General features: G+C 62.5%; 15 protein-coding genes. 13 read left to right on the forward strand and 2 right to left on the reverse strand.

What is annotated here, in order from left to right; translation table 11 throughout:
• Position 1 precedes the first annotated feature (1 nt).
• The 13 genes from G489_RS20225 to G489_RS0111290 all read left to right on the forward strand — a co-directional run bounded on the left by G489_RS20225 (position 2) and on the right by G489_RS0111290 (position 18,445).
• Positions 2 to 919 (forward strand): ABC transporter permease, encoded by a 918-nt coding sequence (locus tag G489_RS20225; RefSeq protein WP_035872509.1) that lies wholly within the window; start codon positions 2 to 4, stop codon positions 917 to 919.
• Positions 916 to 1,761, forward strand: a complete 846-nt coding sequence (locus G489_RS0111235; protein ID WP_245578894.1) for an ABC transporter ATP-binding protein — start codon at positions 916 to 918, stop codon at positions 1,759 to 1,761. The genes G489_RS20225 and G489_RS0111235 overlap by 4 nt, the downstream gene beginning before the upstream one ends.
• Positions 1,758 to 2,699 carry an ABC transporter ATP-binding protein gene (locus G489_RS20230; protein WP_035872510.1) on the forward strand — a complete coding sequence of 314 codons (942 nt, stop codon included), beginning with the start codon at positions 1,758 to 1,760 and terminating at the stop codon, positions 2,697 to 2,699. The genes G489_RS0111235 and G489_RS20230 overlap by 4 nt, the downstream gene beginning before the upstream one ends.
• Positions 2,700 to 2,881: 182 nt before the next feature.
• On the forward strand, positions 2,882 to 3,802 hold the full coding sequence (locus G489_RS0111245; RefSeq protein ID WP_029041612.1) for a pirin family protein: 921 nt from the start codon (positions 2,882 to 2,884) through the stop codon (positions 3,800 to 3,802).
• 611 nt (positions 3,803 to 4,413) lie between these two features.
• On the forward strand, positions 4,414 to 5,670 hold the full coding sequence (locus G489_RS0111250; RefSeq protein WP_029041613.1) for a ferredoxin reductase family protein: 1,257 nt from the start codon (positions 4,414 to 4,416) through the stop codon (positions 5,668 to 5,670).
• Positions 5,671 to 5,719: 49 nt separating this feature from the next.
• Complete coding sequence (locus G489_RS21885; protein WP_051332559.1) at positions 5,720 to 9,034, forward strand: c-type cytochrome; 3,315 nt, start codon at positions 5,720 to 5,722, stop codon at positions 9,032 to 9,034.
• 71 nt (positions 9,035 to 9,105) lie between these two features.
• Positions 9,106 to 10,020 (forward strand): OmpA family protein, encoded by a 915-nt coding sequence (locus tag G489_RS0111260; RefSeq protein WP_029041614.1) that lies wholly within the window; start codon positions 9,106 to 9,108, stop codon positions 10,018 to 10,020.
• Between the two features lie 4 nt (positions 10,021 to 10,024).
• A complete protein-coding gene (locus G489_RS0111265; protein ID WP_029041615.1) occupies positions 10,025 to 11,542 on the forward strand; it encodes a caspase family protein in 1,518 nt (505 codons plus the stop codon).
• Positions 11,543 to 11,544: 2 nt separating this feature from the next.
• Positions 11,545 to 13,176 carry a caspase family protein gene (locus tag G489_RS0111270; protein WP_035872513.1) on the forward strand — a complete coding sequence of 544 codons (1,632 nt, stop codon included), beginning with the start codon at positions 11,545 to 11,547 and terminating at the stop codon, positions 13,174 to 13,176.
• Positions 13,177 to 13,329: 153 nt separating this feature from the next.
• The gene (locus G489_RS21890; protein WP_051332560.1) at positions 13,330 to 15,162 is read left to right on the forward strand and encodes a caspase family protein; all 1,833 of its coding nucleotides are present in this window, start codon (positions 13,330 to 13,332) and stop codon (positions 15,160 to 15,162) included.
• Positions 15,163 to 15,188: 26 nt separating this feature from the next.
• A complete protein-coding gene (locus G489_RS20245; RefSeq protein ID WP_051332561.1) occupies positions 15,189 to 16,283 on the forward strand; it encodes a M15 family metallopeptidase in 1,095 nt (364 codons plus the stop codon).
• Between the two features lie 141 nt (positions 16,284 to 16,424).
• Positions 16,425 to 18,029, forward strand: a complete 1,605-nt coding sequence (locus G489_RS21895) for a caspase family protein (protein WP_051332562.1) — start codon at positions 16,425 to 16,427, stop codon at positions 18,027 to 18,029.
• Positions 18,030 to 18,139: 110 nt separating this feature from the next.
• Complete coding sequence (locus G489_RS0111290; RefSeq protein ID WP_029041617.1) at positions 18,140 to 18,445, forward strand: hypothetical protein; 306 nt, start codon at positions 18,140 to 18,142, stop codon at positions 18,443 to 18,445.
• A gap of 38 nt (positions 18,446 to 18,483) precedes the next feature.
• On the opposite strand, the gene G489_RS0111295 is transcribed toward G489_RS0111290, so the two are convergent.
• Positions 18,484 to 18,978 carry a CreA family protein gene (locus G489_RS0111295; RefSeq protein WP_029041618.1) on the reverse strand — a complete coding sequence of 165 codons (495 nt, stop codon included), beginning with the start codon at positions 18,976 to 18,978 and terminating at the stop codon, positions 18,484 to 18,486.
• A 69-nt stretch (positions 18,979 to 19,047) separates the two neighbouring features.
• The gene (ppk2, locus tag G489_RS20255; RefSeq protein WP_081691538.1) at positions 19,048 to 19,902 is read right to left on the reverse strand and encodes a polyphosphate kinase 2; all 855 of its coding nucleotides are present in this window, start codon (positions 19,900 to 19,902) and stop codon (positions 19,048 to 19,050) included.
• Between the last annotated feature and the right edge of the window lie 173 nt (positions 19,903 to 20,075).

A 20,075-nucleotide genomic window follows, 5' to 3' on the forward strand; every position in this document is an offset into this window, starting at 1 on the left:
CATGCGCAACGTTCTCAACATCATCCTGCGCAACCGCAAGGCCACCATCGGGCTCGCCATCGTGCTGTTTTACGTGGTCATCGCCATCGCTGCGCCGCTGATCACCACCCACGATCCCAACAAGCGCGTGGCCCGGCCGCACCAGCCGCCGAGCCAGGAACACGTTATGGGTTCGACCCGGATCGGGCGCGACGTCTACACCCAGGCCGTCTGGGGTACCCGCACCTCGCTGATCGTCGGCTTCTCCGCGGGCCTGATCGTGACCGTGATCGGCACGCTGATCGGTGTGACCGCCGGCTATTTCGGGGGCTGGATCGACGAGGTTCTCAACTTCATCACCAATATCGCGCTGGTGATTCCGCAATTGCCTCTCTTGCTGGTACTCGCCGCCTTCATCGGGAAGTCCGACCCCTTCATGATCGCCATGATTATCGGGTTAACGTCATGGGCCTGGGGCGCCCGCGTGACGCGGGCACAGACCCTGACCTTGAGACGAAGGGACTTTATCGAGGCCTCCGAACAGATCGGCGAGCCGAGCTGGCGCATCATCACCGTGGAATTGCTGCCGAACCTTCTCTCGATCATCGGCTTCAACTTCATCGGCTCGGTGATCTACACCATCATCACCGAGGCAACGCTCGAATTCCTCGGGCTTGGCGATCCGCTCGCAGTGAGCTGGGGCACCATGCTCTATAATGCCCAAAATTCCTCGGCCATCACCGTCGGCGCCTATTGGGAGGTCTTCGTGCCCTGTCTCGCCATCGCGGTGATCGGGGTCGGTCTGTCGCTGCTCAATTTCGGGGTCGACGAAATCTCCAATCCGCGGCTGCGCACGCTCGGGGCCATCAACCGCGCGGTCAAGGCCCAGAAGAAATACGACGCCAAGTTCCGCGCCCGTTCGACGGAGGCCGGGGCATGACCGACACAAGCATGAACACCGCCCCCCGGCGCCTTGTCGATGTGAAGAACCTCACGGTCGACTACATGACCCTTGAAGGGCCGTTTCGCGCGGTGAAGGGCGTCGACTTTCACATCAATGACGGCGAGGTGCTGGGCCTTGCAGGGGAATCCGGCTGCGGCAAGTCGACAATCGCCTATGCCCTGATGCGCCTGCATCGCCCGCCTGCCTTCATCTCCGATGGCGAAATCACCATCGATGGCGAAGACATCCTCGCCTTCGATGACAAACGCCTGTCGAAATGGCGCTGGTCGACGACTTCGCTCGTCTTCCAATCGGCCATGAACGCGCTCAATCCGGTGCTGACGATCTTCGAGCAGTTCCGCGACGTCTATGTCACCCACACCGGCAAGAGCCGGGCCGAGGCCCGCGCCCGCGCCGAGGAGCTGATGCGGCTCGTGGGTATCCCCGAAAGCCGGCTCGACGACTACCCGCACCAGCTTTCCGGCGGCATGCGCCAGCGCGTCGTGCTGGCCAATGCACTGGTCCTCGATCCCAAGCTGATCATCATGGACGAGCCGACAACCGCGCTCGATGTGGTGGTGCAGCGCGAAATCTTGCAGGAGATCGCCGGGCTCCAGAAACAGTTCGGCTTCTCGATCCTGTTCATCACCCACGACCTGGCGCTGATGGCGCAATTCGCCGACCGCATGGCGATCATGCTCGAGGGCGAAATCGTGGAGACCGGGTCGACCGCCGAGATCGTCGACAATCCCCAGCACGACTACACCGTCAAGCTGTGGCAATCGATGCCGACCCTGACCGAAGACGTCAGCTATGGCCCGACCGGAGGCGCCCAATGAGCGAGACGACCAGAACCCCGCTGCTTGAAGTGCGAGACGTCAAGAAGACCTTCGTGGTCCGCCCCATGCTCGGTCGGTCCAAGGAAGTGCACGCCCTCAAGGACATCTCCTTCACGATCGAGGCCGGCAAGGCGCTGGCGCTGGTGGGCGAATCCGGCTCCGGCAAATCGACCTGCGGTCGTGCCATCGCGCGCATGTTCTCGATCGATGACGGGCGCATCCTCTTCAAGGGCAAGGACGTGGCCGCCGCCCGCAATCCGGCGGAACGCCGATCCAATGCCCGCCATATCCAGATGGTGTTTCAGGACCCGTTCGCATCGCTCAACCCCACTCACACCATCCGCCACCACCTGTTGAGGCCCTTGCGCTTGCACAAGCGGGTCGAGGCCGGGCAGAGCGAAGACGAGGCGCTGCGCCAGGTGCTCGCCGATGTCGAACTCGATGTCGATAATACGCTCGACAAATATCCGCATCAGCTCTCCGGCGGTCAGCGCCAGCGCGTCAATCTCGCCCGTGCATTGGCCGTGGGTGCGGAATTGATCATTGCCGACGAACCGACCTCGATGCTCGATGTGTCGATACGCCGGTCGGTACTGCAGTTGATGAAACGGCTGAAGGAAGAGCGCGGCATCGCGTTTCTTTACATCACCCACGATCTGGCCACGGCCCGTTATCTGGCCGAGGACACCGCGGCGATGTTCGCGGGGCGGATCGTCGAATTCGGGCCGTCCGAAGAAGTGGTGCGCGATCCGCTGCACCCCTACACCAGATTGCTCCTCTCCTCGGTCTCCGACCCGCACGTGAAGATCAATCCCTCCATCGAGGACGCCAAGGCCTTCTCCGATTATGCCGATGGGGTGCGGGCGCAGACCGAGATGAGCGATGCGCCCATCGAGACGATCCGTCCGGGCCGGCAGGTGCGCCCGGTGGCCGTTTAGGGGCGGTCGACTTCCCCGGGTGGGTGTTACATATTCGAACAGTTTACGGGGGCTGATGCCGGATTGTTGATGTATCTCAAACGATACGTTGCAATCCGGCCGGCTGCATTCACCTCGATGACTGCCTATCTTCGCTCTTAACAGGCCCGCACCATCATGGTGGGCCGGAAAGGGGCGAACTCATGTCCATCAGACCCGTCAAACAGCTTTCCGCAGCGTCTCCGACCCTCGAAGGGGCGGGCGTCAAACTCCATCGGGCTTTCGGCTTTCACAATCCGAGCCTGCTCGATCCGTTCCTGTTGTTCGACGATTTCCGCAACGAGCACCCGGAGGACTACAAGGCCGGCTTCCCCTGGCATCCGCATCGCGGCATCGAGACCATCACTTATGTTCTCTCGGGCTCGGTCGACCATGGCGACAGCCTCGGCAATGAGGGCACGCTCGGCGCCGGCGACGTCCAGTGGATGACCGCCGGCTCCGGCATCATGCACCAGGAAATGCCCAAGGGTGACCCGAACGGGCGCATGCACGGTTTCCAGCTCTGGGCCAATCTGCCCTCCTCGCTGAAGATGACCAGCCCGCGCTACCAGGACATCAAGGGCAAGGATATCGAAGAGCTGATCGATGATGACGGCACCCGCATCAAGGTGATCGTCGGCGACTATCTCGGCAAGAAGGGCCCCGTCGACGGCATCGCCGCCGATCCGGTCTATCTCGATGTCTGGGTGCCCCCCGGACGCAAGAAGACCCTGCCGGTCGATACCTATGCCAACGCCTTCGCCTATATCTTCGAGGGGTCCGGCATCTTTGCCGACGCGTCAAAACCCTTCGGCGTTCTGACCGAAAAGGAGATCGCTGGCGAGGAAGTCCATATCCGCGATATGAGCGGGGACCGCACGCTCGTCGTTTTCGATACCGGGGATTCGATTACCGTGCAGGCGGGCGACCACGGCATCCGCTTCCTGCTGGTCTCCGGCAGGCCAATCAAGGAGCCGGTCGCCTGGCACGGGCCGATCGTGATGAACACCCGCGAAGAACTGATGACCGCGATGCGCGATCTGCAGGGTGGCACCTTCATCAAGGAAGGCGCCGACTTCAAATAGGGGAGGCTACTCCTCTGCCGGCTGCCCTCGCCCTTCGAGGGTCGTCCTTCGGCAAGCTCAGGATGTGGGCAGGACCAATGGGGCTTGGGGCGCAACCATCCCGCTGGGCTGCCCCGGACCAGATCCGGGGCCTGTTCGCATGGGGCACCTTGCCATTCGAGCATAGCTCTCATGGCCTGCTCACCTCCAATCGATCCACTGGATCGATTGGCTAGGCGGTTCGCAGTCCCGGCTCAAGGCCGGGACAGCACGGAGCGTGTGACACGCGCCACAAACCAAAAGGGCCGCCCTTTGGGGGCGGCCCTTCCGTGAGTTCATGACATCGCGTGGCGGGGGTCGAAGGACCCACCGGATGCCGGACTTATGACGAAGGCTGCTCCATCACTCGAGCGCACCATCCAAAGCCTCGCGACACCACAGAAATCTCACTCGACATTGGATCACCTCCTTTCGTCAGTTGCTGTTGGTAAAACTCTGCCGCAATTCTACTGATTTGGCAATTCACTCCGCGATGATTTTGCGAGCCCCGCAAATATCCGATCACTGCGCGCTCTTGCCTCGATTTGGCAAACCTGCATTATGCCTGTGCGGGGAAGAGTTTGTGGGACGCGATGCTCGGAAACCTGATTGTTGCAGCGCTGCTGGCGCTGGCCATTATCTTTGCCATTCCGGCGGTCAGCCCCTATGGGCTCGAGAACTGGCTTTCACTGACCGCATCGTCGCTGGCCTTCACGGCCATGGGGATCAATCTGGTTCTGGCCATGCGCCTCAAGCCCGTCGAGAAGCTGTTCGGCGGGCTCGATCGTCTCTACTTCACCCATAAATGGCTCGGCATCTCGATCATCGGCCTGATCGTCATCCACTGGTACATCAAGCCGAATTTCTCGGGCCTTGCCCTGTCGACGACGTTCAACACCACCGCAGCCTTCGTCGGCAAATGGACCTTCTACGCGCTTTTGATCCTGCTGCTTTTGAGCGCCATCAAGCGGCTGCCGCGCACACGGATCGAATTCCCGTATCACATCTGGCGCTGGACCCACCGTTTCATCGGCATCGCGTTCATTTTCCTCGCCTTTCATCAGGCCTTCATCAAGCGGCCTTTCGGCGGCGAGGCACTGCTGTCGAGCTATCTGAACCTGTGGGCGCTGATCGGCATCGCTGCCTATCTCTATGTCCAGATCGGGCCCTATCTCAAGCGGCGCGGTTACACCGTGACCGATGTCGACAAGCATGACTTCGCGACCCTGATCACCGCCAAACCGGACGGGCGTCCGGTCAAGGCCAGACCCGGCCAGTTCGCCTTCATCAAGGTAAAGGGCAAGGGGCTCGAAGAACCGCACCCTTTCACCATTGCCGGGCCGGATCCGGACGGCACGCTGCATTTCGCGATCAAGCCCCTGGGCGACTTCACGGCCCGCCTGCGCGAGCGGATCGAGCCGGGCGACAAGATGGTGATCGAGGGTGGCTATGGCGGCTTCAACCATGGCCGCGGCGGCAAGAAACAGATCTGGCTGGCCGGCGGCATCGGCATCACGCCATTCCTGGCCTGGGCCCGCCATCTCGACGCTGCGGCGCCGGGGCGCTATCATCTTATTCATTGCGTTCGTGGCCCGGCCGACGCCGTGGGGCGTCAGGAGCTTGAAGCAAAGTCTCAAGAGCTCGAGAACTTTGCATTCACCCTCCATTCATCTGAGAACGGCAATCGTCTCACGGCTGATAAGATACTGGGCTATGTGGATTTTGAACCCGCCGGCGTGGACCTCTGGTTCTGCGGTCCGCCGCCATTACGCAAGGCCATCGAGGCGGGTCTGAAACAAGCGGGGGTCAACCTCGCCAGGGTGGAGTTCGAACGCTTCGAATTCCGCTGACAATGGGAACAGCGGGTGCGGGGGGCCGCTCACGCTAGAGAGAGGGACGATGAGGACGCATCCGATCAGCAAACGCACCAGGGGGCAGGGGGGCACACTCCTGGCCCTTGCCGCCGTTCTGGGCCTTACATTCGTGGCACCGGCCACGGCCCAGGAAACCTTCGATCAGTCGGCTTTCGCCAATTACGAGGCGGATACCTCAAATGGCGAATACATGTTCAAGGCCGCCGGTTGCGCGGCCTGTCATGCGTCTGAAGCCGACGAGACGGTCATGTCCGGCGGCAAGCGGATGGATTCGGCGATCGGCGTCTTCTACGCCCCCAACATCACCGCCTCCGAGGCGGGGATCGGCGGCTGGTCCAATGCCGACTTCCTCAATGCCGTCATGCGCGGCAAGGCCCCCGACGACCGCCACTACTACCCGGTTTTCCCCTACACGGCCTATGCCGGGCTCAAGCCCGAAGACGTCCTCGACATCAAGGCCTATCTCGAAACCCTGCCCCAGTCCGATTTCCGCCCGCCCGATCACGAGATCGGCCTGCCCTGGAACCAGCAATGGTTCCTGGCGGTTTGGAAGTTCGGCAATATGGACATCACCCCGCATGTGCCGGGCGACAATTCCCAGCATGCGCGCGGCGAATATCTCGTTGAGGCCGCAGGGCATTGCGGCGAATGCCACACCCCGCGCAACCTGACCTATGGTCTCGATGAAGGCCGAGCCTTCCAGGGCGAACTGGGCCTGACCGGCGCCTTCGCCCCCGATATTTCCAAGGCGCGCCTCGACGGCACCACGGCTGAAGACTTCTGGGGCGCCGGCCTTTTGCAGGGCAAGACCCTGTCCGGCTCGCCCATCAACGACAAGGCCATGGCTCATCTCGCCGAAGGCTGGGCCGACCTGACCGATGAAGACCGCCGGGCCATGTATGCCTATCTGGCCGACAAGGAGGTGACCCCGCCACCGCCGCCGCCGGAGCCCGATCCGACCAAACCCGCCTGCGGACTTGAGGAAGAGGCTGCGCCCGCCCAGGTCGCGACAACCGATTACGCAAGGGCCGCGGACGATTTCGTTGGCACCTATTGCCGGAACTGCCACGGCCCCGGCCAGTCATCCGCCGGCAGCTTCCCGGCTGGCGACCTCGCCTCCATCGCCCGCAATCCGGCCTTTGTGACTCCGGGCGATCCGCAGAAATCGCTGCTCTATCAATCGGTGAAATCCGGTCGCATGCCGATTGGCAAGCGCCCGAGCGCCGGCGAACTCGACGACCTCGCCGCCTGGATCACCGCGCTCGGTGAAGTTGACCGCGCCGAACTGGCCGTGCCCGAGCAATCCATGGCCCGCACCCGCGACATCCTCACCTATGACGGGGAGGTTGCTGCGGCGCTGGCGGACATCAAGCAGGTCGACGAACTCGACCGGCCCTATATCCGCTACTTCTCCTATCGCAACCAGTATAACGGCGTGTTCCCCTGCGAGAGCCCCGAGACCTTCGCTGACCGCATGAAGTTCTATCGCGGCGGCTTCGTGAAGCTTCTCAACTCGCTGAGCTACGCCCCGCGCCTTGTCGATCCCGAAGTGGTCGCCAACACCAACGATACGCTGGTGCGCGTCGACCTGCGCGATCTCGAATGGGAGTTCGACGATTACGACCGGCTGGCCGTCGAGTATTTCTATGGCGTTGACCCGGACGATGATCCGTCACTCGCGGCCCTGGCGCTCGAAACCGAAACCCTGCTGCCGATCATGCGGGCGGACTTCTTCATGTCCTTTGCCAGCCGACCCGACATCTATGCCTATCTGCTCGATCTCCCCGACAATATCGAGGTGCTCGAGCGGCGGCTGGGCGTCGATGCGACCCGCAATATCGAACGCCGGGACGTGGTCCGCGCCGCCTTTGACGAAGGGGCATCGGGGGTTTCCGATCATAACCGCCTGATCGAACGGCATGACCTGCCTCAGGGTGGCTATTACTGGAAGAGCTACGACTTTGCCGGCTCGCGTGGCGAGCAGAGCCTCAGGCGATTCCCGCATGGTCCGGGCTGGATTCCGCTCAGCCTCGGGCTCGAATCCTTCAAGCATGACGGGGGCGAAATGATCTTCTCGCTGCCCAACGGCATGCAGGGCTATTACCTCTCGACCGCGCCGGGCGACGCGCTGGAAGTGGGGCCGACGCAGATCGTGTCCTTCCGCCAGCGCCCGATCGGCAAGGGGATCGAGATCCGCAATGGCCGGTCCTGCTTCGACTGTCACGCCGATGGCATTCTCGCCAAACGCGACCAGTTGCGGAACCACATCGAAACCTCGACCCTGTTCTCGCTCGATCAGCGCGACCTGTTGCTGCAGATGTACCGCAGCCAGGATGAGCTCGACGAGGTCTATGCCGAGGACAAGGAACGGTTCCTCGAGGCCCTTGACGAGATCAATGTGACCGAGGTGACCAGCGATGGCGCCGTGCGTTCACTGACCGGCCCGGGTCGGGCAGGGGGCACCGAGATCATCACCTTCTATGCCGACCTGTACGAAGAGGATCTCACCTTCGAAAAGCTCGCCGCCGAGTTCGATTTGACCCCGGAAGAGTTCGAACAGCACATCCAGCGTGTGCCGGACGAATTCGCCCGCCGTCTTGGCCAGGACTGGATCAACCAGTTTAATGCCGGATTGACAGTGCCGCGTGACGAGCTCGAGGAGCAGTATGCCTATCTCCTCGAGGCGCTGACCCAGCGGGCACCGCTGGTCTTCGCGCCTTACGACGAGCAGGGCGGCTTTGCCGACGCCGACGACTATGCCGGTGAAGACCCTGCCGATTATGAGGAGGAAGCGGCTGAGGAATATGCCGCCAAACCCTACAAGGAGCGTGTCGAGGTCAAGCACGAGCCGGTCAAGCCGGCCGAGCAGCCGGCCTATCGCGAGGACGCCTATAACGAGGCGAAGCTCAAGCTCGGCATCGAGGTTGATTCAACCAACAAATATGTCGGCGATGAGCTGCATTTCTCCATCACCACCAATCACGACTGCGAACTGCAGATGTTCTATGTCGAGACCAGCGGTAATGTGGAAGTGTTCCCCGATGCGATCCTGGGCGGCACCACGCTCAAGGCTGGCGAATCCAAGCGCATCCCTGATCCGAGTGCCGGGCGGCTGGTCTTCGACGAGCCGGGCTATGACGAAGCGCTGGTGGCCTATTGCGCCATTGGCGGTCTCGGCGACAGCCGGCTCTCGATCGACGAAGTGCGCTCCTATGTGGCCGAAAATGCCGGCCAGCCGCCGACCCGCGGCATCGCCATCGAGGTCTTCGAGAAATCGAAGGGCGAAGGCGGACGCACCGCGACCCAGATGGTGTCGTTCAACGTGCAGCCTGCCGAATAAACATGCGGCGCCGGCGGCTTCAGGCCGCCGGCATCGCCTCCGGGGGGACGGAGACGCAAGAGGAGGACGCTATGCCTGTGGCCAGAAACCAGAAACTTCTCGGATTTACCGTGGCCGGCACGCTGCTGGCGTTCACCGCCACGCCGGCCTTTGCCGTATGCTCGGCGCTGTCCGACAGCTATGCCGCGTTCGAGGCGGATGATGTCGAGGCCGGGCGCGCGGCGCTTGCGGCCGCCGAAAGCCATGATGACTGCTTTGCCGAAGACGTTGCCATGGCCCAGCGCATGATCGGTGTCATCCAGTTCAATGCCATTGCCGACCAGGTGGTGGCGGGGGCGCCACTCGAGGATTTCGCTGAAGAACTCGACGCCATCCGCAAGCAGGGCGCACCCTGGCAGGTCTATGACGCGCTCGGCGATATCGCCAAGGGCCGCAAGGACTATACGAGCGCCGGAGAATTCTATCTGATCGCGCTTGAAGAAGCATCGGACCCGGCGCGGACCCCGGATTTCATCGCGCCGGACGAGGCCTATATCCTGCATCTCGACAAGGCCGCGACCGAGATGCGGCTCGCCGCAGACACCCCGCCGCGCCTGTCGATCCGCGGCGGATGCAAGGTCAATTTCCGTGGTGTGAAGATCCAGAAAAAGACCACCCCGATCCGGTTTGAGTTCAACGACACGGCCTTCACCGAACAGGGCCTCGTTGCGGCGGACGAATTGCTGACCTGCCTCAAGACAGCGGATGCGGATTACATCACCCTGATCGGTCATACCGACCCTTCGGGTCCCGACTACTACAATCTCGACCTGTCGCTCCGGCGTGCCCAGGCCACAGCCGACTATCTCTACGAGCACGGCTTTGCCGGACACATCGATGTTGAGGGCAAGGGCGAAACCGAACTATTCCAGCCCGACGACCCTACTGCCTATACCCAGGATCAACTGTTTCAGATGCATCGCCGCGTCGATGTCATCATGAAGTAGATCGATGCGCTGGCTCCCCTCGGCATTCGCCGCCCTTTGCCTCGCCGCCAGCCCGGTGCCGGTCTGGGCTGCAACCTACGGACTGGTGATCGGTATCGACAATTACGATGCCGCGCCTGACCTCGACGGGTCGGTCGCCGATGCCGAGGACATCGCCGCCGCGCTCGATGCTTATGGCGCGGCAAGGGTGGTCAAACTCACCAATGCAGATGCCAGCCGCGCCCGCATCGTTTCCGAATTCGACAGGCTGGTGGCCGAGGCAAGCCCGGGCGATACGCTGATCTTCACCTATTCCGGCCACGGCACCCAGGCGCCTGCCTTCGTTCCTGAAGCAGAACCGGACGGTCTCGACGAATTCTTCCAGCTCGGACGGTTCGATCCGTCGCGCATGGAAGAGACCAAGAACGAACGGATCTTCGACCAGGAAATCCGCGCCTGGCTGTTGCGTGCACAGGCCAAGGGCATGCGTGTGGTTTTCGTCGCCGACAGCTGCCATTCCGGCGGCATGGACCGGGCGCTGGGGCTCAAGACCAGGCTGGCCCCGCGGGTCGAGGTTCCTTCCGAGCCGCCCAGCGCCGAAGCGCTGTCCGGCGAACGCATCAAGGAAGACGAGTTCAAATCGGTGGTGTTCCTGGCCGCCTCGCTTGAAAGCCAGCCGACCCCGGAAGTGATCATCGACGGGCAGTCGCGGGGCGCCCTGAGCTATGCATTTGCGCGCGCGCTGGAAGGCAAGGCCGATCTTGATGGCGATGGGGTGATCACCCGCATCGAGCTCGAAGACTACGTGCTGCCGATCGTCAAGCAGGAATCCGAGGCCCTGCAGACCCCTGAATTCAGGCCGCGCAATGCCGAGGCCATGCGCTCCACGGTTTTGGGGGACGTCAAACAGGCGCTCGACAATCCGCTCAAGACAGAACCGCCCGCCGATGTGCACGACCTGCCTTTCATCGTTTCGGGCGGTACACTGCCGGTCAATCTTGACGGGGTCAAAAATGGCGGCAACCGGCCCTTCCGCTACGATGTGAACGAGCAGCGGCTCTATTCGCCCTTTGGCGATGTCGCGGCCGAGCGATTGCTGCCCAACCAACTTCAACCGGCCATCGACAAATACCGCCTGTTGTCGGTGCTCAAGGACGAAAGTCGGCTCAATACCGGCGCCATCATCCTTTCCCCCGCCAGGCCGCTTTACAAAAGCGCCGAACGGCTGAGCCTCTCCGCGCGAAGCTGGACCAAGGGCTATGTGCTGATGTTCAACCTCGCCAATACCGGTGAGGTCCAGTATCTCGGCGCGTACCCGAACGGGGCCGGCGAGGCCGTCGCGCTGGGGCAGTTTGCGGTGACCCCGCCCTATGGCGCCGATCATCTGATCGTCATGTCGCTCGAAAAGGACGGCAAGGAGATCGACGACCTCCTGCAGCAGCGGGGCATCAAGCCCGGAGCCCTGATCGAGCGGTTCAAGGACCTGTTCTCCCATCAGAACGCCAAGGTGGCGATCCAGCCCTTCTATACCGAAAGTCTGTGACCATGATTGCGCGCGTCAAAGCCCCGCTTCGTTCCGCCCTTTTTGCCCTTTCGGCAACGGCCTGTCTCACCGTCCCCGCTATCGCTGCGGACCGGGCGCTGCTGGTCGGGGTTGGCGACTATGCCAACCTGCCGGCCGAACTGTTCCTGCCCGGGCCGAAAAACGACGTCGAGGCGGTGAAGGGCCTGCTCACCGGTTCGCTCGGCTATGCGCCCGAGGCGGTCAAGATCCTGCGCGGCCCAGACGCGACCAAGGCCGGCATCACCGCCGAATTCAAGAACTGGCTGGTTGCCGGCACGGAGCCGGGCGACCGCGTGTTCTTCTATTTCTCCGGCCACGGGCTTCAACTGCCCGATGATAATGGCGACGAGAACGACAATCGCGACGAAGCCATCGCGCCCTATGATATCCGCCCCACCGACACCAGCTGGGAAGATGCGCTACGCGATGATGATCTCGATGCGCTGATCAAGGACCTGCCGGGCCGGGTCGTGACCTTCCTGGTCGATGCCTGTCATTCGGGAACGGTCACCCGGTCGCTGGGCGGCGGCAATGCCGCACCTGCCGGTGCGCGGTTCCTCACCCACCCCTCGGTCGCGGGCAAGCCGGCAGCGGCCAGCCGCGGCATCCGCATCGAAATGAATGTGGTCGACAAGCCCGAGACGCTGGTGAGCTGGAGCGCCGCTGCGCCTTACCAGCTGGCCTGGGACGATCACCGCGAGCCCGAGGATCAGCGCCACGGCGTCTTCACTTCGGCCTATGTCGCCGGGATCGGCGAGGGCAAGGCCGACACCAATGGCAATGGCACGGTCAGCCATGCTGAATTGCTGACCTATCTGCGCAGCGAGTCCGACACCTATTGCGCCGACAATCCCGAATGCCAGAGCCTGACCCCGCAGCTTGAGGCGCCCGATGATGTGATCGGCTATTCGGTGGCTCCCGCCGTCTATGATGTCGAGGCGGACACCTATGTGCCCCCTGCGCCCGAAGAGGCCTATGTGCCCGCCGATCCGGCACCCGAGAAATATGAGGACCCTGCGGTCTATGAACAGGATCCGGGCTACGCGATCGAGACCTATTACGAGGACAACCACTACGAGCCCGAAGAGGCGCATGACGCGATCTCCGAGATCATCGGCAAGCCCAGCGACGGACGCGTGCGCATGACCATGACGCCGTCGACCACGCTCAATTCAGGCGATGTCTTCAAGATCGAGATCGACAGCGATGTGCCGGGCAATCTGGTGCTGTTCGACATTGCCGAGGACGGCACGGCGCTTCAGCTCTTCCCCAATGATGTGGCGCTGAAGAACACCCGCCTTACCCCGGGCTCGCTCTTCGTCTTCCCCGATGACGACTATGGTTTCGACATGGAAGCCGAAGGGCCCTCAAAGGGCTCGCTGCTGGCGATCGTCGTCGATGAGGAGTTCGACTACGATAAATACGCCCCCGCGTCGCGCGGTCTTGCGGTCGTACTCGAGGACGCCAAGCACACTGCCGCCGAAATCGTCACCGAACTCGACGACTACGTGATCGAGGAACCGCCGGCGGGCTATGATGAACTGCCGGTCGAGGATTACGTGGTGCGCGAAAAGCGCTGGAGCTATGCGCTGGTCCCCTATGTCTTCTACTAGGCCAGGTTTCTGAACACCGGCGTGATCCGCCGTTCATTCCCGTTTCACCTTGCCTGCGCACAATCGGGCGAGGCTTTGAACCGCCCCTTGCACCCGGCCCGTACCGGCGTAGGATAGCGGCCCGAAGCGGCAGGGGGACGTAACGGGAGGACGATGATGACGAAGCGGTGGGACGCTTTCGCCAATCCGGCACACACACGGGTGATCGCCGCTCTGTGGATCATCGCGGCAGCGCTGCTGATGGCCATGCCGGCGCACGCAGCGGGCGACCGCGTCGCGCTGGTGATCGGCAATTCGGCCTATGACCACGTCTCCCAGCTCCCCAACCCCTCCAACGACGCGCAGGATATGGCTGCCGCGCTCGAGCGTGTCGGCTTCGAGGTCGATGTCGCACTCGACCTTGGCTATGAGGATCTGCGCCGCAAGCTGTTGAGCTTTGCCGCCACGGCCCGCGGCGCGGAATATGCGCTTGTTTTCTATGCCGGGCACGGAATCGAGGTGGACAACCAGAACTACCTGGTGCCGGTCGATGCCGAACTCGCGACCGATATCGCGGCCCAGTTCGAGGCCGTCCCGCTCGATATGGTGCTGCAATCGGTCTCCGGTGCCACCAAGCTCTCCATGGTGCTGCTCGACGCCTGCCGCAACAATCCGTTCGCCGCCAGCATGGAACGCACCTCCGCCACCCGCTCGATCGGGCGCGGGCTCTCCCCGGTCGAGCCAGGCTCGGGCACGCTGGTCGGTTATGCGGCGGAAGGCGGCTCGGTTGCCTCGGATGGCGATGGTCGCAATTCCCCTTATACCGAAGGGCTTCTGACCTATCTCGAAAAGCCCGGTCTCGAAGTGAACATGCTGTTCCGCCAGGTCCGCGATCATGTGATGCGCGAAACCGCCAATGAGCAGCGCCCCTTCGTCTATGGCTCGCTGCCTGGCGAAAGCCTCTACCTGGTGCCGCCGGATGATAGCGGTACGGCCGATACCGAAACAACGCCGTCACCGCCCCAGGCCAACCCGGCGACCGCCGAAGCGCGGCTCGCCTGGGAGGCGATCAAGGACACCGAGTCCAAGGCCATCATCCAGGCCTATATCGACAATTACCCCGACAGCATCTACGCGGTCTTTGCCAGGGCGCGGCTGGTCGAACTCAGCCAGACCGAGCGTGAAGACGTTGCCGAAGTCACGCCTGAACCGGAGCCGGAACCCGAACCGCCGGTGACCCCGACCCCGGCCTATTCCTATCCGCCGATCGGATCGGGCGACAGTTTCGTGTTGCTCGGCGCCTTCTCGCTCGACCAGCGTGCCAAGGCCGAGGAACGCCTGTCCTTCGTTTCGGGGCGCGGAGTGCCGGCCTATATCATCGAGACCTCGAACTATTCCGGCATGACCGCCAATCTCTATGCGGTGGTGCTCGGCCCGTATTCACGCAACATCGCGGAATCGGTCCTGCCCGAGGCGCGGCGCTATATCTCCGACGCCTATGTCCGCAATGCCACGCGCAAGACGGCGTCGACCAATCCGTCTGCCAATTGCGCGGCCTATGACGGGTTGTGGCGCGTGACCGGCATCCGGTCGGATGACACGCTCAATGTGCGCTCCGGTCCCTCAACCAGTTATGCGATCCTTGGCGAACTGCCGCCCGATGCCACCGGCATCCATGCCCGCGGCTGCGTCAACGGCTGGTGCAAGGTGCAATGGGGATGCCTGTCGGGCTTTGCCTATGACAAATACCTGGCGACCGCCGGCGTGTCGCGCACCTACAAGGTGATCGATCACCGGCCCGACGACATGCTCAATGTCCGCACCGGCACCAGCACCGATTATGCGATTGTCGGCCGCATTCCCCACAATGGCACCAATATTGTGGTGCACCGTTGCGTGGAAGCGAGCGGCTACATCTATAATTGGTGCGAGGTGAGTTATGACACGGTGCGCGGCTGGGCCTATGCCCGCTATCTGCAGGATGCGGACGGCAATCATCCCCACTGAATTCGAGTGCGCCGGGGAATAGTCCAGTGATCAAGCGTTTTGCCCTGCTCGCCGCCTTTTTGGCGACTCTCGTGCCTGCAACGGCCCAGGACTTGCCCGAAGGTTTCGTCTACCTGCGCGAGATCGACCCCAGCATCGCCCAGGATATCCGCTACGCATCCTCGCATAATTTCATCGGCCGGCCGGTGAATGGCTACGAGGCGGGCGAATGCATTCTGTTGCGCAGCGCCGCCGAGGCGCTCAGCGAAGCCCAGGCCCAGTTGCGCCAGCTCGGCCTGTCTCTCAAGGTCTATGATTGTTACCGCCCGCATCGCGCGGTGGAAGATTTCACCGCCTGGTCCAAAACCCCCGAAGACGGCGTCACCAAGAACGAATTCTATGCCAGCTATGAGAAGTCCAACCTGTTCAAGGCCGGCTGGCTGGCCTCGCGCTCGAACCATTCGCTGGGTTTTGCCGTTGACCTCGGCATGATCGAGGCCGGGTCGCCCGAGGCCGAACGCCCCATGGGCAACACCTATGGCCCCTGTTCCGCCGACAAGGCCGACCGCGCGCCCGACAATTCGCTGGATTTCGGTACGGCTTATGACTGTTTCCATGAGAACAGCTACACCGCCGCCAGCGACATTCCTCCCCAGGCCAAGGACAATCGCGGGCTGCTCAAGAGCGTGATGGAAAGCGTCGGCTTCGAGAACTACCGGCGCGAATGGTGGCATTTCTCCTTGAAGGACGCGCCGAGCCGCCGTGAGCCCTATGATTTTCCCGTCGGGCCCTATGCAGGCGGCAGTGGCGAAACGGGAGAAAACGCGCCCGCAAATGTCGCGACAGGGCCGACCGTCCGCGTCGTTTGCGTGCCCGAAGACAACATGCTCAATGTTCGAGATGCACCCGACACCGAGGCCAATGTGGTGTCCCGCCTGCCGGCCGGACAGGATGGCGTGCCGCTCATTGGCTGCAATCGCGAAGTCGGGCTTGGTGCCTGGCACGAGCTTTCCCGCGCCAGCGGGGTCATCGACGATGCGCCCTGGTGCACCGTGGCCCTGCCGGACAATCCTGAAACCACCGGCTTTGTCTCCGGCGCCTATATCTTCCCTTCTTCGGGCGGAGCCGCCCGCTGCGAATAGCGGCCCGCGTTTACCGCAAGAACAAAGACCGGGCGGCACACGCGTGATGTGATTGATCTCGGCCGGTCGGCTCCATTATGATTGTATTAAGGGAGCCGGCCCGCCACCCGAAAACGGGGGCATTGGAGCCGGGGTGCAAACATGGACGCCGCGATCGCACAAAAGGCTGGCAGACTTGCCGGCGGTTTCGCCGCCATGGCCATGCTTGTGCTTGCGCTCACCCTTGTCCTGGTCGGCCGCGCCGCAGCTGCCACGGGTGACAGGGTCGCTTTGGTGATCGGCAATTCCGCCTACAGCCACGTTTCAGCCTTGCCCAATCCGGCCAATGACGCCGCCGACATGGCCTCGGCGCTCGAACGCGTCGGCTTCGAGGTCGATGTTGCGCTCGACCAGGGATATGACGCCTTGCGGCGCCGGCTGCTCGAATTCGCGGCCAAGGCCCGCGGTGCCGATTTCGCGCTCGTCTTTTATGCCGGGCACGGCATCGAGATCGACAAGCAGAACTACCTGGTACCGGTCGATGCCGAATTGGCCACCGACATTTCGGCCCAGTTCGAGGCCGTGCCCCTCGATATGGTCATGCAATCGGTTTCCGGCGCCAACAAGCTCTCCATGGTGCTGCTCGACGCCTGCCGCAACAATCCGTTCGCGGCCAGGATGGAACGCACTTCATCGACCCGTTCGATCGGGCGTGGCCTGTCGCCGGTCGAACCCAGCTCGGGCACACTGGTCGGTTACGCCTCTGAGGGGGGGTCCGTCGCCTCGGACGGGGACGGGCGCAACTCGCCCTATACCGAAGGGCTGCTGACTTTCCTCGAACAGCCGGGGCTCGAGGTGAACATGCTGTTCCGCCGCGTGCGCGATCATGTCATGCGCGAAACCGGCAACGAACAGCGCCCCTTCGTCTACGGCTCGCTGCCGGGTGAAAGCCTTTATTTCGTTCCGCCTGCCGATGGCGGCGGCGGGGTGACACCCGATCCGACGCCGACGCCTTCGCCCACCCCGGCGCCCAAGTCCCCGGACCAGCTCGCATGGGAAGGCATCAAGGATACGGAGAGCGAGGCGATCCTGCAGGCCTTCATCGATACCTATCCCGACAGCATCTACGCGGTCTTTGCCCGCGCACGGCTGGTCGAGGTCCAGCAGACCGAGGTGGCGAGCCTGCAGGATGATCCCACGCCCGAACCCGAGCCGGAGCCCGAACCGCTGCCCGAAAGCTGGTATGTGGCGATATACAACAATATGGATTTCTATGGGGGCGACCTCGTCGCCAAGGGGCTGCCCGCCAGCACCATGCAGCAATGCGCCCAGCTTTGCGCGGACAACACCTCGTGTAACCTGTTCACCTTCAACGACAGCGCCAATCGCTGTTTCGTCAAACGTGACTTTGCCTATACCCAGGCGACAGATCTCGGCACGTCGGGCTTCATGTTCCGCGACACCACTGGAGAATCCCGCCCGCGTTTCACGGTGGACTGGCAGCTTTATACCCAGACCGACATGCCTGGCGGCGATGTCGACACGCTAAGGGTCAATACGCTCGATGAGTGCTTTGCCGCCTGTGACGGCCGCTCCGAATGCAGGGCCTTCACCTTCTCGCCTTCAAGCGGCAAGGAATACTGCTTCATCAAAGGCGATTTTGCCGGTGCCCCGGTGCCCTATAACCGCACCAAGGGTGTGATCTCGGGCAAGAAGATATCGAGAGTGGTCTTTCCCGATCGGGTTTTCCCGGCCTCACGCCAGTAATCCCGGGCACAAGGCGCGCATCCGGACGCCGGGTAAGGCGATCTTCATCAAAGTTAACCGCGAATTAACCGCTGTCTCCTAACGATACATCCCAACAAGGGGATTGCGAGATGACGATTCGCGTTGCGACTGCCTTTGCCGCCACCGTGCTGGCGCTTTCGCTTTCAACGTCTGGTGGGCTGGCGGGTTCACCGCTCAGCTGCGCCGACGCCGGATTTACCGGACCGACACCGGCAAGCTGGGACGGCATGATGCGGCTGGCCGACATTGCGGGAACCGATCCGGCGACGACTGCGTCAATCCCGCCCGATGCGGGGCGCATGGGCGCCAGCTTTTCCAATTCGGAACTCATCACGCCGGGCATGCCGCTGCTCAACCGGCGCGATGTAGCCTTGACTATCGATTTCGGGGCCTGAGCAACCCCAGGGGGCAGAACGGACGGGCGCCTTTTTTCCTATTCGGGGCGCCCGTTCTCCCATTTGGCATCCGCGCCATAAAGCGGCACCGTTGAAATCGCCATCTTGGCCGAGCCTTGCTGCATTTCGCGGGTATGGGCGAGATAGATCAGCGTGTCGTTTTCCCGGTCATAGATCCGGTTGATGACCAGCGTCTTCAGGATGATCGACCGGCGCTGCTGGAACACTTCCTCGCCATTGCGGTCGAGATCGATGTCTCCGATGGTGATCGGCCCGGTCTGACGGCAGGCGATCGAGGAGTTGGACGGGTCCTCGAACCAGTTGCCCTGTTGCAGGCGATCGATCAGCCCGCGCTCGAAATAGGTCACATGACAGGTCACGCCTTCGACCTCGGGGTCACCGATGGCCTCGACAACGATATCATTGCCCAGCCAGTCGACCCCGACCTTGCCCACTTCCTCGGCGCTTGCGGTTCCGGCCCAAAGGCCTGCAATCAAAGCACCGGCCAGCGCGGCAGCCTTTGTCAGCGTCATGATATCAGCTCCTGTGCAGTCTCGACCGCTGATATGGGGCCCTGCGGCGGCGATACAAGCGCGAGAAGACTATTCGCTGTCGCTGCAATGGCTCATGAAGTGCCGCGCCGGCGAGACAATGCTGTCATCGATATTGTTGACGAGATCGCCGTCGCGCCCGGGATAATCGAGCTTTGAAAGCACCACCTGCATCGCCGCCAGCCGGGCTCGGCGCTTGTCATTGGCCCGGATGACGGTCCAGGGCGCAAAGTCGGTGTCAGTGGTCTCGAACATCACGTTGCGCGCTGCGGTGTAGTCGTCCCATTTCTCCAAGGCCTTCAGATCGACCGGTGACAGTTTCCAGACCTTCAGGGGGTCGTGGCGGCGGTCATGAAACCGCTTGAGCTGGGTTTCGCGTCCGATGTTGAGCCAGATCTTGAACAGGTGCACGCCATCGTCGGTCAGCATGCGTTCGAACTTCGGCGTCTCGTCGAGGAAGTTCGCCGTCTGCGCCGCGGTGCAGAACCCCATGACCGGCTCGACCACGGCCCGGTTGTACCATGACCGGTCGAACAACACCTGTTCACCGCCGGCGGGCAGGGTGGGCACATAGCGCTGGAAATACCATTGGCTCTTTTCGCGGTCGGTCGGCTTGTCGAGCGCCACCACGCGATTGTGCCGGTGATTGAGATTGCGCAGATAACGCGAGATCGTGCCGCCCTTGCCCGCGGCGTCGCGGCCCTCGAAGACAACAGCAACACGCTCGCCGCTGTCGAGCAGATGGTGCTGGAGCTTGACCAGTTCGATCTGCAGCGCCCTCAATTTCCGCTTGTAGTGCTTCGACCCCATGCGCTTGTCATAGGGGTAATTGCCACTGGTGATGGCGGCATCCTCGACCCATTCGGGCAGATCGGGATTGTCGAGCTCAAAGCGCGGTTCAGACATCTGTTTCTCCACATCGCGGCGGGAACCTGCGAGCCTATCGCAGCCGGCAGTCGGCGAAAACAGCGCGCGGCCAACAGGGTAACCAGATCTTGCGTTTTTGCGCAGTTGTGAACTCGACAGTGACAGCGAACAGCGAAATCGGTTATGACCCGGCCAATATCAGCGGCCGGAGC

It is taken from the genome of Cucumibacter marinus DSM 18995 (assembly GCF_000429865.1).
Lineage (GTDB): Bacteria > Pseudomonadota > Alphaproteobacteria > Rhizobiales > Devosiaceae > Cucumibacter > Cucumibacter marinus.